This window comes from Nonomuraea sp. NPDC049158 (assembly GCF_040648335.1).
In the GTDB taxonomy this organism is placed as follows: Bacteria; Actinomycetota; Actinomycetes; order Streptosporangiales; family Streptosporangiaceae; genus Nonomuraea.
The window spans coordinates 20,721-35,446 of the sequence record NZ_JBEZDM010000012.1; the positions used below are offsets into that span (position 1 = coordinate 20,721).

Annotated in this window: 14 protein-coding genes and 1 pseudogene; 7 read left to right on the forward strand and 8 right to left on the reverse strand. The window is 65.5% G+C overall.

Going from position 1 to position 14,726, the window contains the following annotated elements; all coding sequences use genetic code 11:
* Positions 1 to 31 precede the first annotated feature (31 nt).
* From AB0B61_RS25630 to AB0B61_RS25650, 5 genes are all read left to right on the forward strand, one after another.
* Positions 32 to 1,219 carry a hypothetical protein gene (locus AB0B61_RS25630; RefSeq protein WP_358436427.1) on the forward strand — a complete coding sequence of 396 codons (1,188 nt, stop codon included), beginning with the start codon at positions 32 to 34 and terminating at the stop codon, positions 1,217 to 1,219.
* Positions 1,216 to 2,535 carry a hypothetical protein gene (locus tag AB0B61_RS25635; RefSeq protein WP_358436430.1) on the forward strand — a complete coding sequence of 440 codons (1,320 nt, stop codon included), beginning with the start codon at positions 1,216 to 1,218 and terminating at the stop codon, positions 2,533 to 2,535. The genes AB0B61_RS25630 and AB0B61_RS25635 overlap by 4 nt, the downstream gene beginning before the upstream one ends.
* Positions 2,532 to 2,921, forward strand: a complete 390-nt coding sequence (locus AB0B61_RS25640) for a hypothetical protein (RefSeq protein ID WP_358436433.1) — start codon at positions 2,532 to 2,534, stop codon at positions 2,919 to 2,921. Before AB0B61_RS25635 ends, AB0B61_RS25640 begins: the two co-directional genes overlap by 4 nt.
* 136 nt (positions 2,922 to 3,057) lie before the next feature.
* Complete coding sequence (locus AB0B61_RS25645; protein WP_358436437.1) at positions 3,058 to 3,345, forward strand: DUF1778 domain-containing protein; 288 nt, start codon at positions 3,058 to 3,060, stop codon at positions 3,343 to 3,345.
* Positions 3,345 to 3,725: a PIN domain-containing protein gene (locus AB0B61_RS25650; protein WP_358436440.1), complete on the forward strand. Its 381-nt coding sequence runs from the start codon at positions 3,345 to 3,347 to the stop codon at positions 3,723 to 3,725. The genes AB0B61_RS25645 and AB0B61_RS25650 overlap by 1 nt, the downstream gene beginning before the upstream one ends.
* 906 nt (positions 3,726 to 4,631) lie before the next feature.
* Here the strand turns inward: AB0B61_RS25650 and AB0B61_RS25655 are convergent.
* Positions 4,632 to 5,012 (reverse strand): hypothetical protein, encoded by a 381-nt coding sequence (locus tag AB0B61_RS25655; RefSeq protein ID WP_358436443.1) that lies wholly within the window; start codon positions 5,010 to 5,012, stop codon positions 4,632 to 4,634.
* 997 nt (positions 5,013 to 6,009) lie between these two features.
* On the opposite strand from AB0B61_RS25655, the gene AB0B61_RS25660 reads away from it, so the two are divergent.
* Both AB0B61_RS25660 and AB0B61_RS25665 read left to right on the forward strand, forming a co-directional pair.
* On the forward strand, positions 6,010 to 6,525 hold the full coding sequence (locus tag AB0B61_RS25660) for a SigE family RNA polymerase sigma factor (RefSeq protein ID WP_358436445.1): 516 nt from the start codon (positions 6,010 to 6,012) through the stop codon (positions 6,523 to 6,525).
* Positions 6,522 to 7,724 carry a hypothetical protein gene (locus tag AB0B61_RS25665; RefSeq protein WP_358436447.1) on the forward strand — a complete coding sequence of 401 codons (1,203 nt, stop codon included), beginning with the start codon at positions 6,522 to 6,524 and terminating at the stop codon, positions 7,722 to 7,724. Before AB0B61_RS25660 ends, AB0B61_RS25665 begins: the two co-directional genes overlap by 4 nt.
* Positions 7,725 to 8,094: 370 nt before the next feature.
* Here the strand turns inward: AB0B61_RS25665 and AB0B61_RS25670 are convergent, their stop codons facing one another.
* The 7 genes and pseudogenes from AB0B61_RS25670 to AB0B61_RS25700 all read right to left on the reverse strand — a co-directional run bounded on the left by AB0B61_RS25670 (position 8,095) and on the right by AB0B61_RS25700 (position 14,608).
* A complete protein-coding gene (locus tag AB0B61_RS25670) occupies positions 8,095 to 8,592 on the reverse strand; it encodes a hypothetical protein (protein WP_358436450.1) in 498 nt (165 codons plus the stop codon).
* A gap of 563 nt (positions 8,593 to 9,155) precedes the next feature.
* The gene (locus tag AB0B61_RS25675) at positions 9,156 to 10,424 is read right to left on the reverse strand and encodes a hypothetical protein (RefSeq protein ID WP_358436452.1); all 1,269 of its coding nucleotides are present in this window, start codon (positions 10,422 to 10,424) and stop codon (positions 9,156 to 9,158) included.
* On the reverse strand, positions 10,421 to 11,443 hold the full coding sequence (locus tag AB0B61_RS25680; protein WP_358436455.1) for a TOMM precursor leader peptide-binding protein: 1,023 nt from the start codon (positions 11,441 to 11,443) through the stop codon (positions 10,421 to 10,423). Before AB0B61_RS25680 ends, AB0B61_RS25675 begins: the two co-directional genes overlap by 4 nt.
* A 613-nt stretch (positions 11,444 to 12,056) precedes the next feature.
* Positions 12,057 to 12,749, reverse strand: coding sequence for a transposase (locus AB0B61_RS25685; RefSeq protein WP_358437064.1), 693 nt, complete (start codon positions 12,747 to 12,749; stop codon positions 12,057 to 12,059).
* Position 12,750: 1 nt separating this feature from the next.
* Positions 12,751 to 13,062: pseudogene (locus AB0B61_RS25690) on the reverse strand (helix-turn-helix domain-containing protein); the annotation flags it as partial.
* Between the two features lie 167 nt (positions 13,063 to 13,229).
* Complete coding sequence (locus tag AB0B61_RS25695) at positions 13,230 to 14,234, reverse strand: IS701 family transposase (protein ID WP_358437066.1); 1,005 nt, start codon at positions 14,232 to 14,234, stop codon at positions 13,230 to 13,232.
* Between the two features lie 176 nt (positions 14,235 to 14,410).
* The gene (locus tag AB0B61_RS25700) at positions 14,411 to 14,608 is read right to left on the reverse strand and encodes a hypothetical protein (RefSeq protein ID WP_358436458.1); all 198 of its coding nucleotides are present in this window, start codon (positions 14,606 to 14,608) and stop codon (positions 14,411 to 14,413) included.
* Between the last annotated feature and the right edge of the window lie 118 nt (positions 14,609 to 14,726).

A 14,726-nucleotide genomic window follows, 5' to 3' on the forward strand; every position in this document is an offset into this window, starting at 1 on the left:
TCTATTCGATCTAGGAGAAGGGAGTCTTGACATGGCAGTGACCAACACTGGGATACGGCGATTACTCGCGGACTCGGGAGAGCAGCGCGGCTGGGTGTCACCCAGAACGGACCTGGTCACCGCGCTGCTGGGCGTCTGGTTCGGCATCGGCTTGATGATCGACGCGTGGGCGCACTCGAACCTGACGCAGCTGGAGACGTTCTTCACGCCTTGGCACGCGGCGTTCTATTCGGGGTTCGCCGTGGTATCCGGCTGGATCATCTGGCAGGTATGGCGCAACGTCCAGGCCGGCCGACAGGGGGTCGCGGCGGTGCCCACGGGCTACCTGGCCGGGCTGCTCGCGATTCCCGGGTTCGCCGTCTTCGGGCTCGCGGACATGATGTGGCACACCTTCCTCGGCATCGAGACCACCCTCAACATCCTGTTCAGCCCCTCGCATCTCGGGCTGATCGTAACGATGCTCCTCATCATCACCACACCGCTCCGCTCCCTGTGGAACGCCCCCGGCCTTGGCCCGAGCCCTTCGCTGGGCCGGATGCTCCCGGCACTGATCGGGCTCGCGTTCGCCACCACGCTGGTGTCGCTGTTCCTGGGGTACGCCGACGCCCTCCAGTGGGGTCCGCAGGGCATTGTCAGGGCCTTCTCCGACATGCACGACCAGGGCGCCGACCGGCTGGCCAGCGGCATGGTCATCAGCAACGTCGTCACGCTCGCCCCCGTACTGCTGCTGGCGCGTCGCTGGCGCCTGCCGTTCGGCAGCGTGACCATCCTGCACGCGGTGGGCATCCTGATGTCGGGCGCGCAGACCGCGTTCGGGAATCTGGCGGTGCTGCTGACGTTCGTGGCCGCGGGCCTCGTGAGCGACCTGCTGATTCTGTGGCTGAAGCCCTCGGGCGAGCGACGGGGCGCTTACTGGGCGTTCGCCGGGTTGTCGGGCTTCCTCACCTGGTCGCTGTACATCGGGACGGCATCGGTGGCGGGCGGCGGGCTGCCCGCTGTCACCGAGCTGTGGACCGGCGCGCCGGTCGTGGCCGGACTGGTCGGGCTCGCGCTCGGGGCGCTGTTCCTGCCCAACGCGGTCAGTGCCGAGCCGGTTTCGCCCAGCGCGGCCGACGCCGAACCGGTTCCGCCCAACGCGACCGCTGCCACGCCGGTTCAGCCCAGCGCGGTCGACCCCGAGCCCGTTCCGCCCAGCGTGGCCGACGCCGACCGGGCATGATCCGAGTCCTCCGGGTCCTCTGTCTGGCCGCCGTCCTGATGCTGGCGGGCGCCGCTCCGGCCGCCGCGCACAATGTCACGGTCGGAGCGGATCTGCGGATCGCCCAGACAATCGCGGGCACGGAGGTCACCGTCGTGATCAAGGGGACGAAGCGGGTGCCCGGCCCTTTACAGATCGGTGTCATCGCCTTCCAGCCGGTCACCGACCTGCCGGTCGCTCTGGAGCTGCGCTCGGTCGCGGACGGCCGTACGGTGACGGGCGTGGCACGGGCCGCGTACGAACCTCAGTACACGCAGCTCACGGTGGACCGAACCGGCCCGCACGAACTCACGCTGCGCGCCGGGAACGAGACCGCCGTGGTGCCGTTCCGCGTCCTGGTGGACCGCGGGTCGCCGATAGAGCTGCTGATCTACGGCGGCCTGCTCGTGGCAGCCCTGCTGTTGATCGGCGGCCTGCTCACCGGGGCACTGGCCCGCCGCAATCAGGCGATGCTGCTGACGGGCGGCGCCGCGATCGGTTTGACGGTCGCCGCCATGGTCGTCATCTTCGAGCCCCTACTCCCCGCTTCCCCACCCGACGGCGCCCCACCCACGGTGGCGCCGACGGTGGGAGCGGGGATGGGAGCTGGGGCGGCGTCGGGGACGCAGACCGGCGGGCGCCCGTTCGCGCAGGGACGGATGGCGACGCTCCCGGCCCGCCCGGCCGCCGGAGAGGAGTTCACGTTACGGCTCGACCTGGTCGACGGATCTACCGGCCGCCCCGTGGACGACCTCGTCCTGCACCACGAGGCCCTCACCCACGTAATCGTGACAAGCGAGGACGGGCGCTATTTCCGCCACATACATCCGCTGCGCACGGCACCGGGCCGGCTGGAGGTCAAGATGCGAGCCGACCGGCCAGGCCGGTATCTGGCGTACGCCGAACTGGAGCGCGAGGACTCTGGCGGGCAACTGATCACCGGCGAGTTCACCATCAGCGGCGACACTTCAGTTGGGGCGGAGACGCCCGTTGAGGCCGTTACACCGCTCCTGCAGCCCACCGCTCCGGTCGCGGGCCGCCCAACGACGATCGAACTCAACACGTCCGGCACCCCACGCCCCTGGCTGGGCATGACCGGCCACCTGATCATCCGCAGCCAGGACGGCACCTTCCTCGGCCACGTACACGAGATGGGTACCCCCGGCCCCCGGCTCCGCTTCACCTTCAGCTTCCCTTCGGCTGGCCGCTACCTCGCCTGGGCGCAGTACGCGACCGGCGACCACATCGTGACCGCGCCTTTCACCATCAACGTCACGGCATCGGGAGCCGCACAGTGAAGCGCGCAGCGGTGGCCGTCGCCGTCCTCGCGGTGGCAGTGGTGACGTTTCTCATCGTGGGAAGGAACTCCGCCCCTGATCCGCTCCAGGTGACCGCCAGAGGAACGCACTACGCCGCCACCGTCTCGATCGACCGGCCGACCACCGGACGCGTCGTCGTGGACGTGCGGCTGACTTCAGGTGACGCGAACAGCGCGGCCCTGTCCGCCGTGATGCCCACCATGGGCCACGCCATGCCGGAGATCACAGCCCAGAAGCCGGAACCCGGCCACTTCGTCGCCGAGGGCGAGTTCTTCCCGATGACCGGCGTCTGGGAGCTCTCGATCCGCCTGAACGGACCCGCGGGCGAGGAGGTTCTGACCGTGAACGCGCCGATCACCGGCTGATCGTCGCGTGATCGGTCAGCATGGCGCCTGATCCTGGTAGACGGCGGTCCAGATCTATCAGCTTGCACAACCCACGCGCGAACCCTCTCGCGAAAACGGTAGGAGCGTCTTCCTACCGTGCGGTTACGGTGGCTGCATGACCGCACGGAAACTGTCGATCTCGGTGTCGCCCGAGGTCGAAGAAACGATTAAGGCTGCGGCCGCCGAAGAAGGCAAACCGGTCTCCGTCTGGCTGGCAGAAGCTGCTGTCGAGAAAGCGCAAATCGCTCTCCTGCACGCCCAAGGCCGCGCCACTGCGCGCGAACTGGTGGCGGAGTACGAGAGCGAGCACGGCACGCTCCCCGAGGAGTCGAGGCAGCGCGCCCGCCAGTTCCTCATGGAGACCGGGCTGCTGGACGACGAGCCGTGGTCGGCGGTCGGGTAGTGCGCACGATCATCTACGACACCGGCACCCTGCTGGCCGCCGAGCGCCGCAACCCGGGCTTCCTTGCCCTGCATGACGAGCTCACCGCCGCACACATCCGCCCCATCGTGCCTGTCGTCGTCCTCGCCCAAGCCTGGAGAGGCGGACCGCAACACCAGATCTCCAGGGTGCTCAAGGGCTGCGACATCCTCCCCAGCGACCAGCGCACCGGCCGCTCCGCCGGCGTCGCCTGCGGAGCCTCGGGAACCTCCAACGTAGTTGACGCGATCGTCGTCGCGACCGCCGTCCAGCACCAAGCCTCCGTGGTCACCAGCGACCCCGACGACCTGACCCACCTCGCCGACTCCATCGGCGTCAAACTCCGCCTCTTCACCATCTGACCGCCACGGACGGTCAGCACCACGGAGGACGGTGGAGGGGCTTTGGCCGGCGTCCTGCCCAGGTCGGGCATGGCCAATGAGCCGTACGCTGGCTCCGGCGAAGGGAGAGGTACCTGCCTGCCCGCCATTCTGCCCCGCAGCCCCTGGACTTGCCCGACGCGGGCCCGGTCCGGGTAGGTGAGTAGGGCGCGCTTCGCCGCTCGGCCCGCGCCCGAGCACCCAGCTCGGCCATGGGGCGTCGACGCTGGGCCACTCTGCATTGGCAGTGGATGACGTGGGCGCGCATGCGTTCTTCGAGCCGTTGGTGGACCGGACGCTGGTCGGTGATCTGTTACATGGCGCGCCAGCCCCGCCCTCGGTCAGTACGGTCGGCTGCCTCCTCGATTGCCTCGACTAGAAGCATCACCTCGTCCCCATTTCGCCCACACGAACGACCAACTTGGCGAGTCCTCGCGCCGTTGGCAGGCGAGCGCGGCGGTCATGGTGGTCTGCGAGTTACGCACCAGCAGCGTCGGCCTATGCGGAGTCCGTGCCCGCGCGACAAAGAGTCCGCACTTGCCGTACGGCCTCGGTCACTCTGAGCAGTGAAGGCTCCTCCGAGCAGTTCCTGTCCGAAGAAGGGGTGAAAGGCGCGACGGACATCGGGGTGACGCCCATCACCGGCCGCGCCGGTCTCAGCGCGCCTCGCCCAGCAGAATCCGCTGGTATAGGTGCTCCGCTGCGGCACTGCCCAGCTACACGCTCTCGTGGACGACTGGGCTGCCGGGCCCTCGTACGGTCCGGCGAACGAAGGCCTGCCCGGCCGCGTGACAGAGCTCAAAGATCGTGGACAGGCACTCGCAGCTGTAAGTGGTGACCCTGATTCGCGATGCCGCCTATTCACAACGACCCGCAGCAGACAATTCCTCAATAAGCTTCAACCAGTCCACGCAGGAGTGGGCCTGCCCACCGCATTAGCTCTGGCCTATATCCCACCAAATCTTTCACCACAAGATCTTCGATCGTTTCTCCGAGCATACTGCTACCTAATCCCAGCAGAGCTTCGCACATTTCATAGAAAGCTTCAACGACATTCCATGCACCGCTTTCCACGGCCGGGTCGAGCACTTCGGTTACAACTTCTAGAATATAGTCATAAAAGCTTATATAAACATCGTCTTCCTTCGACCTTTCCTCTAGCGAATGGAGAGCTCCTCGCGCATACGGCATGCTATCCCAAATAATGTTACGAGCACGCGCTATGAGCCCTTCCAGGCTAACAAAGTTATCTAGGTTGAATTCGTCCATACCGGAGCCGACTCTTCCGATGAAATATTTTCGACGCAAACCATGCGTCTATCGCTTGAGCGACGCATACAGCAGCACTCGGATGCTATGATTTACGATACACCATCATACCCATAGTTAGGGTTTGCCTTCTTTAGTTCATCGTGAGCACACTGCTCGTCGGCAAAACATGAGGCGCCTCCCAAAACGAAGACGAGATCCCCCAAAACGCCGAGCGTGTCTCCTAGCCTAATCATCGAGCGCAGGAATCCTCTCGTCGACCGCGCACCAGTTGGAACATGCTCGTTGGCTGCATTCGGATTCCTTTGTTGGTCCAACCTCGCACGGAATATTTCGCCTGTAGTTTCCTTCACAGCTTCAGTCTCCATTGAAACGGCTATGGCGTTATTGAACTGCTTCAGCCGTACAGGATTAGCACGAAAGAACGCCTTCACCGCTGGATGAAAGTTTGCGCGATTGAGAACCTTCCATATCTCAGCAAACTCCCTCTTGGCGATAACTCTATCCGTAGGGGATAAGTGGATCCGCCCCTTTCAGTCATCCTCCAACAGCTTGGCCAGAGAAGCGGCAGTTTCGGCGGCTTTGTTTGCGTGATATCTTCCCTTAATTTTCAAACCCGTCCTGAGCTGCGACTTACCGCATGATCAGGCGCGCTTGATGACATGTATGCGCATTAAGGGCGAAGCTGCGGCGCCTGCGGCGCCTCGAGAACCTTGGACGTAGTCGTCGCCACCGCCGTCCAGCACCAAGCCTCCGTGGTCACCAGCGACCCCGACGACCTGGCCCACCTCGCCGACTCCATCGGCGTCAAACTCCGCCTCTTCACCATCTGACCGCCACGGACGTGCCGCCCCCGTCCACGTTCCGTGACCAGAGAGCCCGGTGGCGCCACCTCCGGCCCTGGTAGGAGTTCCCACGCCTTTCCGCCGGGCCGATGCAACAGTTCGCCAGGCAAGTCCATCTGGGAGGTGACACGGACGACGAAAGGCGAAGGCAGTTGGAAGCAGATCCCCGGTTCGCCGGGTTCGTTGCCGAGCGTGGCGATGCGCTGTTGCGTTATGGCTACGTCCTGGCCGGGAACCCGCACGACGCGGCCGACCTGGTGCAGGAGGCGCTGCTGAAGTTACGCGCCTCCTGGTCGAGACTGCGTGCCAAGGACAATCCAGAAAGTTATGTGCGTACCACCATGGCCAGGCTGCACACGGCGGCCTGGCGGTTACGGCGGCGCGAACTGCTCGCCTGGGACCCACCAGAGCACGGCTACCACGACGCGCTGCCCAGCGAAGACGAGCAGGCGATGTGGGCGGCGTTAGCCGGGTTGCCCCGTAAGCAGCGGGCGGTGCTGGTGTTGCGCTACTACGAGGGGCTCAGCGACGAGGAGATCGCGGCGGCCCTGGGGATCTCTCGTGGAACCGTGCGGAGCCAGGCGTCGCGGGCGCTCGGCAAGCTCCGTTCCGCGGTGGGCGAGCACATCGAAGAAGGCGTCGGGTCGGATCGCGGGGAGCAGCGATGAAGGATATCGAAGAGCGGCTGAGCAGGACCCTGGGACATGCGGCCGAGCGGGCGCCGCGGATGACAGCCCCGGCGGGAGAACGGCTGGAGACCAGCTACCGGCGGCGCAGGCAGAGGTCCCAGGCGCTGCTCGCGGCGGCGGCCGTGGCGGTGGTCGCCGGCGGGATGGTCGTGGGCCTGCGGGCGGTCGGCGGCGGGCAGGCACAGACCGCGGTCGGCCCGTCGGGGGCGCCGTCCGCGGCGATCAGCGCTGCCACCGCGGAACTCGTCGAGAAGGTGTGGCCGCAGGCTGTGTGGAAGATGCCCGTCAAGGACTCCGCGGGCAAGGAACTGCACCCCATCGCGCTGACCGACGACGGGACGCTGCTGGTCGAGGCCCGAGGCAAGGTCGAGCAGCCCGAGACGCTCTACCTCTACGACCTGGCCGGAGGAGATCTACGCAAGATCACGGACGTACGCGCCCCGAAGAAAGCCGAGGGGATCGCCGCGAACTTCAGCATGGGCGAGGGCGTGGTGGCGTGGTGGACGTCGACGAAGACCTCCGTACGCCTCTGGGCCGCGCCGCTGACCGGTGGCGCGGCCAGGCAGGTGGCCGAGCGCAGGACCGGAGGCGACATGATCGACAGCCTCGCCGTGGCGAACGGCGCGATCGTGTTCTCCATGCAGAAGGGCGGGGTGTTCAGCGTGCCCGTGCACGGGGGTCAGGTGACGCCGATCGACCGTGGGACCGAACTGCACCTGTTGTCCTGGCCATGGGCGGGCTCGCCTGGCACGTGGAGCCCCAAGGACGGCGCGCCGTTCACCCACCTGGTCAACCTGGAGACCGGGCAGACGAGCGACGCGGCCCCGGCCCGCCAGGGAGAGCAGTTGCTCGCCTGCGGCGTCCAGTCCTGCATCGCGACGACGTCTGGCGGCGCAAAGGCGTTCACCCGGCCGCGTGACGGCTCGAAACAGCAGGAGGTGCCGACCGGCTTCCAGATCCCGGAGCCGCCCAGCCAGAGCCGCTTCTATGTACGCACCCTCACGAGCGACAGCCCGGGTCTCGGGCTCTACGACCTGAAGAGCGGAACGCTCGCCGACCTGGGCATCAGGAACGAGGCCGCGCAGGGCGAGGTCCCGGTCGCCGACCGGGCCGGACGGATGATGACGTACAGGACCGTGAACGGCAGGTACGTGATCGACCTGTCCAGGATTCCCTGACGGGTCCGCTTTGGCTCCGCACCGTTACGGCGAGACATCCCGCTCAACCAGAGCGGGATGTCCGGGCCAAGATCGATCACTGCGTGCGCCCTTCCTTTTGGTCCGAAAGGGCAAGGCAGATGATGCCAGGCTACGACGCTCCTCAATCGCGGCACACCGACCAGCCCTGCCCTCGGAAGAAACGAGGAAGAGCCCTCCTACCGACGAACGAGCGAAAGCGCTAGAAGCGCATCAAGCGTGGCAGACGCAAGCGCCGCGAGAGTGGAGAAGAAGGCCCAAGCTGTCATGACCCGTCGGCACGGCTTTGAGGTCGCCACCAAGGTGACGCGATGCGAGACTCTTGTAGGCTCTTTTCCTGAGCACACTTTGCTCAGCAATGGAGTCGCGCCCGCGCCTTGAACTCGCCGTCAGCCAGAAGGACATTCTTGTCACGGTCGGACAGGTACTCCTGGATCAAAATTCTGTCGAGCGGAATATCCTTCTTCACCTTGGTCGTGAAATCAACAGGTCTGAGCATGGCATTAGTTTTCGAGGAATAGGCGGCAACTCTATACTTCACCCCGTCCTCGAACTTCAGGTTTCCTTCCCGGAGAGACCACCCGGCGGGTATCTCCTCCAAGTTCAGGGAGGCGCTGCCGCCGGTCAGCGACGGCGCCTTGATGTCCGCCTGGTCCTGCAGTTCGCCAGCAGTGTCGTAACGGTAGACCCGCACGCCGTCCGGGGCACTCCCACTACACCAGGACGTCACCATCACGAGCTGCCCGTCGGCAGTCACGGTGACCCCGGTCGCGCCCATCTGCGCCGGGCTGCCGTAGCCACAGGCCACCAGCAGGAAGCTGAGCGTCAGAAAGGTTACGGTCCTCTTCATGCCATGGATCCTCGCGACAGTGTTACGGCATGTCAACAGACGTACCGGCCGTCATCCGGGCCCGCCGCTATTTCAAAGCGGTTCTTGCATACGTTGGATCCGGCGGCCGCATAGAGAATGGGGAAGGTGAACCAGTATCCGGTTTGATTGGCATTATAGTGCCACTGGTCGCGATGAATCTTCACATGCCTTCTCGTCGATTTCCTTTGACCATAGCCTGGTGACGAATACACCGGCGATCGTATAACCGCCATGCCCTTCGGGATATACCTATCTGGCATCCCCGCACACATCAACAGATCTCGATCGCCTTGGCACCAAGATCTTTGATAAATTCGACGGCAGCCCCTACTCCGTTCCGCATGCTGTTGAATACGCCCTCGAGCCATTTGGGGACTCCTGCCTTTTTCGCCGCCGAATAGTCGGGCGTACGGCGCAGGACCATGAACGACCACGCGCTCGCGGGGGCTAGAGAGGTTCAAAGGCTGAGGTTACGGCGGTGAAGTCGCTGATCAGCTGGGGGCGGTACGGGGACATATCGAGCATCGACATGTGACGCCGCCCTACGAGGAGCGGGTGGCGGGGGCTGTGCTGGGCCGACGGAACCAATGCCGGTGGCCCCGAATGAAGGTCACTACGAAGAGGACCTGGATGCCGCCTTCGATGAGCACCAGGAGCCCGGAGTCCAGTGCTAGGAGCACCGGTCCGCCGTTGAGGCCGTCGGCGATGGCGAGGAGGGCGCGCACCAGCGCCGCGATCGCGATCGGAATGCCGAACAGGGCGAGGAAGCTGAGGCTGATGGTGGCACCGAGTACGAGGAAGACGGAGTAGACGCGGGTCGCCCGCCGCTCATGGGGGGCCAGCCCGATCGTCGGGTCCGCGATAGGAGCGGGACGGCGGCGCAGGCCCGCGACGGTTCTCGCGAGCAGATACCTGGCGTAGGCGAGCCCGTCGTCGAAAAGGTTCCGGGTCCGCAGAAGATCGCGAAGAACGTAGTACAGGTCGGTGCGCATGTAGACCTGGAGCTGGAACGGAATGCTCAGGAGGACGCAGACGACGAGTGCCTGAAGGACGGCCTTCATCGGCTGAGGCATGGCCACGTGGGCGACCAGCAGGGTCAGGGACGCCATGAGTAACAGATCCCAGGCCATCCCCGCCAGATACACCCGGTAACGGGATCGCCTCGGCACGCCCCACACCGCCGTGACGTCGGTCTGCACCACCAGGTTGTGGAGGCGGGTGCCGAAGCCGATCCGCCCGGGAACGCCGAGTGACCGGGCCGCCGTCAGATGCATGAGCTCGTGCATGCTGATGCTGATCGACATCATCACCGTGTTGACCAGCACCGTCAGGCCGACGTAGTCGCCCCAGAAGAAGTCCGCGTAGTTCGGCAGCAGATCGGGCCGCATGGCGAGGGTGACCAGGGCCGCGCCCATGACCAGCAGCCAGAGGAGTTTCATCGGCCGGCTGAAGAGCCACGCCACATGCAGCTCGGTCAGTCGGCTGAAATGGCTGCGCGCAGTGTTCGCCTCCGGATCCGGCAGCGGCTGTCCGTTGACGGAACGGACGAATCCCAGGTCCGCGAGGGCTTCCACGAGCTCCGCGACGTCGAGCTCCACCTCCTGCTCGGCTGCTATCCGCTCCTCCGTGGCGCTTATGGAGAGCCCTGTGCCCAGGAGGCGGATCGCGTCGCCGTAAACCGCCGGCAGCTCTATGAACTCCCCGATCTCTGACCGGCCGACGACCACGACTTCCGGGTCGTCGTCGTCCGGGCGGACGATCAGCGGATGGAAGCCGACGTTGCTGTCGGCGGTGAGCGGTGCGGCACTCACGACGTTGTGGGCCCGCAGGCGGGGCAGTCGTCGTCGTGCGGAACGTCGATGTAGTATGAGTGATCCCACATGGCGTAGTTCCAGTGGAAGACCCGGCCGCGCACCTGGGTCGGCAGGCCGCCGAGGTGATACAGAACTTCCAGCGCGCAGAGATGCCCGCTGATGTTGGCGCTCGCCGCCACCACGGCGTTCGGACGCTCCTCGGTGAGTGGGCGGCCGTGGGCGTTGACCTCGCGACGGTCCTCCTGACGGTGCAGGCACGCCCAACACCCGGTCTCGCCTGGGATCAGGGATCCGACGACGGCCATCGGCCCCGTGTAGAAGCTGACGAACCACGGCGTGCCGGTGCGCAGCGCCGCCTCGTTGGTCCAGAACATGATGTCCGGGTGGGGCTTGTCCGCGCAGAGGACGAACACGTCGCAGTCTTCCATCAGGGCGGCGATGTCATTGGACGCGCCTGCCTTGACGGTGCTGCCGGTCACTGTGACCAGACTGTTCATGGCACGCAGCCGATCCACGGCGCTGTCGACCTTGGGCCGGTAGATGTCCTGCTCGGTGTACAGGAGCTGGCGCGTGAGGTTCGGTTCCTCGACTGTGTCGAAGTCGGCGATGTGCAGAGCTCCGATACCGCCGGAGACCAGTCCGGCCGCCACGGCGGAGCCCGTGCCGCCAATGCCGAGCAGGCACACCTTGGCATCTTTGATCTTGGATTGGATCTCGTACGGAGAACTCCGCGGGGTGGAGTCGATCCACGCGAAGAAGTTTCTGGCCGGTTCGTAGCGTGCCGCCTCACGCGGGGTGAGGTTGCCGGGAAGCGGCGCGCCGGCGTCTTCGACGAATCCGTTGTCGATCAGCCCCGCGATGACCTCGCGGACACTCTGGTCATCGAAATCTGGATGTGTCTCGGCGAAAGTGGCACATATCTGATCGATCGTCTTGGTGCCGTCCATAAGGACGATCAGCTGGGCGATCGCGCCGTCCTCGTCGTCCTGTATCTCGGAGGAGATGCCCTGCTGCATGAGACCTATGACGATGCGACCATCCGGCAAGGCCATGGGCTGATGGACACGCTTGATGCGAGGGAAGTGCACGAAAACCTTCCATATCACGCCGAAAACACAGGAGAGCCGGCCAGGTCCTGCCTGACCGGCCGAGTATCCGTAGGGGTCAGCCGACCAGACGGAGCTGGGTGGTCTCCACCTTCTCCAGCCGCTTGATCTTGAGGTCGATCTTCTTCGTGGGCTTCTTGTCCTCGGTTACCTGGCTTGACTTCTCCACGTTGCCTCCCCGAAAGAACGTAGGGGCGGTGCGCGACGAGTTACGCACCATGATCAGCGATCATAACCACAAGGTTCCGCCGACGTAAGCCCCGATTTCCTCCACCTTCGGATTGAACCGCGTGATTAGGCCATCAGGTCGCTGAACGCCCGTTCCATCACATAACGCTCCGCTCCTACTGCCAGCGAGACGATCTCGCATGGGAGGGGTCGAAGGCCCCGGGGAGCACGCCGAGGCCTCTGGGCGCGAAGCGCCTGATCGGGTGAGCCCTTGCAGTGCGCGTGGTCGCCCGGGCTACCGAACCGGGCCGCGTTTTCGTGTGCGTCACCAGACTAGAGAGCTTTAAGGCTGAGGTTACGGCGGCTTGAGGTCGAGGCCGGTCTTGGCGATGAAGCCGCTGATCAGCTGGGGGCGGTACTGTAGCTTCTTCAGCCGTGTCTTGATCAGCCGGGCGAGTTCGTTCAGGGTCTTCTTGGCCAGGTTGGCCAGGGACCGTTTCAGATGGGCCCAGACCGCCTCGACCGGGTTGAGCTCGGGGGCGTAGGCGGGTAAACGGATGACCGTCAGCCAGGCACGGTGTTCGACCAGCTCTCGCATCCGCGCGCTGATGTGGGTGTTCAAGTTGTCCCACACGAGCACGATCGGGCCGCCCAGTTGCTGGTGGGCGGCATCGAGCAGGGCTGCGTAGTCGGTCTCGGAGAAGGACTTGCGCTCGCCCTTGCGGCCCCGCCGCAGCCGGATCCGGTAGATCAGCCGCGGCAGGTGGCCGGGCTTGGTGGCGATCAACCCGGCGATCATCACCGTGCCCGACCCGCTGCCCGACACCGTGACCACCGGCGTCACCCCGCGCCGCCCCCAGCTGCGGCCTTTCGGGGGTCTCAGGCCTTGACCGGCCTCGTCTTGGAAACAGAGCCAGGCGTCCAGGTTCGCCGCGATTCTTTTCCCTCCGGCCAGACGTCGTTGCGCCAGGCGGCGATCGCTGCTTCGTCGCGCTCGACGCCCGCCGGGTCGACACCTGCCAGCTCCACCCCAGTCGATGTAGCAGATAGTCCAGCCCGCTCAGGGTGTAGCGCACCCGGAACAGCTCCCAGACCAGCTCGGCGATCCGGGCCAACGTCCAGCACTGATCCTCATCCCAGCCGTAGGCGGCCGGCCCTTCGTCCAACGCCGCCTGCAACCTGTCCACCTGCGCCTCGGTCAGCTTGCACTTCTCGCCGCCCGGCCCCTTGGACAGCAGCGCCTCCCGGCCACCGGCGTAAAAGGCGCGGCGCCAGCGATTGGCCGGCATCCGGCTGATACGAAACTCGACCGCCACCTGCGCATCCGTGGCACCCTCGGCGAAGCGGTCCGCTGCCCGCATCCGCACCTGTCTCCCGGCGGGCCCGCGCCTGCGCGGTCAACCCGCCACCATCGGGATACCTCATCCCTCCGGCATAGACCCACGACGAACACTCGTCACGCAACCAGCCAGAGACATCTACATAACGTAACCCCCATATTCAAAGCTCTCTAGTACTCCAGCCGCACTTATCGATCTTTGAGGCGTTGACGCTGGTAGTGGCTTCGATGGGCGCGGGCCTGATGGCGCCGCCGCCAGTATGACCAGCGCATGATGTGGCTCTCGTTGGTAGGCGGCCGGGTCAGCAGGGCGAACAGGCGGCGGATCTCATTCGCGGAGATCATGATGAGCTGGCCGGTGGTGGCCGGCTTGGCAGGATCAGAGGCCAGGGCAGCGCGGGTGACGGCGAGGAAGGCCAGGGCAAATATGGCCAGGGTGATGTAGCGATACCAGGCGGGATAGAGCCGGACTTGATAGTGGTCAAAGGCGGCCTCGTTCTTGCCGGTCTGGAAGCATTCCTCGATCGTCCAGCGGGCTCCGGCCACCTGGACCAGGCGTTGTAACGGCACGGCCCGCGGTGTGTGACACAGGTAGAAGGCCAGGTCGGAGGGGTTGCTGAGCGACCGGCGGATGAGCAGGCGATGGACAGGGCTTGTGGTGGCGATCAGAGCCCAGTCGTAGCGCCGTTCGCCCTTGGCGCCCGCGCCGCAGGACAGGCGCTGCCATCCGCTGTTGGGCACCTTGGCGGCCATGACGTCGGCGCGGACCTTGCCGACGCCGGTGGTGATCTGGTGGGTGCGGGAGACCGCGAGCACGTAGCCGATCTGCTGGGTTTCCAGATAGCGGCGAAGCGGCCCGTTGTCGCCGTAAGCCTCATCGGCGGTTACCCAGCCGAACGGCACCCCGGCCGCGAGTGTCCGTTCGATCGTGGCCTGCAGCAGCTGCGGTTTGGTCGCGAAACCGATCTGTTCGGGGATCTGCGCGGCCGTGCACCGCTCTGGCCGGCCGATCCAGGATTCCCGGGGCAGGTAGAGCTCCCGGTCCAGCACCGCCCGGCCGCGGCTGGAGGCGTAGCCGAGGAACAGTCGGGTAGGACCGTCGCATTGCTGCGACGGTCCCCCCTCAGAACCGGCCGTGCGGGCTTTCCCCGCAGCTCGGCTCAGGCAAGCCTTGAAGGTCTCACAGGCGTGCAGTGCCGCAGGTGGAGTGGGTGAGACGGAACTGCACCCCGTCTGACGTGCCGAAGGTCACGAAAGTGATCAGCGGCTTACGGGCCGATCAGGCGGGTGGCCAACGGGCCGGTGAGTTTGCGCTTGTGGATCAGCGAGGCGACGTCGGTGTCGAAGATGACAGGTTGCACGGCGACAGTTCAGGCTACGTCGCGATGGCGCTCGGCATAGATGAAAGCCAGGAACTCCTCCAGTTCCTCGTCCGACTCGAAAGTGTCGGCGGCGAGGTCGTCCACGGAGCGGATCGGCTGGGTGTTCTTGGCCGCGAGCAAGTCCTCAACTGACAAGCGGGGCCTGATCGGCGGGTAGGCGGGGTGGTCCGCTTCGGGTGTGCTCATGAGGACCTCCTCCGGAGCGCTGCTAGCTGGCAGAACTCAGCAAACGATGCCCAGCCCTCGTGGACACTGGGCTTTCAGTCTTCGTTTCTTCTATCGCCGCCATGTTCGCATCCGGTCC

Excerpts from the sequence above, each read along its gene's own strand:
- AB0B61_RS25630 (WP_358436427.1), top strand. The coding sequence starts at position 32 with ATGGCAGTGACCAACACTGGGATACGGCGATTACTCGCGGACTCGGGA.
- AB0B61_RS25635 (WP_358436430.1), top strand. The coding sequence starts at position 1,216 with ATGATCCGAGTCCTCCGGGTCCTCTGTCTGGCCGCCGTCCTGATGCTG.
- AB0B61_RS25645 (WP_358436437.1), top strand. The coding sequence starts at position 3,058 with ATGACCGCACGGAAACTGTCGATCTCGGTGTCGCCCGAGGTCGAAGAA.
- AB0B61_RS25655 (WP_358436443.1), bottom strand. The coding sequence starts at position 5,012 with ATGGACGAATTCAACCTAGATAACTTTGTTAGCCTGGAAGGGCTCATA.
- AB0B61_RS25665 (WP_358436447.1), top strand. The coding sequence starts at position 6,522 with ATGAAGGATATCGAAGAGCGGCTGAGCAGGACCCTGGGACATGCGGCC.
- AB0B61_RS25670 (WP_358436450.1), bottom strand. The coding sequence starts at position 8,592 with ATGAAGAGGACCGTAACCTTTCTGACGCTCAGCTTCCTGCTGGTGGCC.
- AB0B61_RS25680 (WP_358436455.1), bottom strand. The coding sequence starts at position 11,443 with ATGCAGCAGGGCATCTCCTCCGAGATACAGGACGACGAGGACGGCGCG.
- AB0B61_RS25700 (WP_358436458.1), bottom strand. The coding sequence starts at position 14,608 with ATGAGCACACCCGAAGCGGACCACCCCGCCTACCCGCCGATCAGGCCC.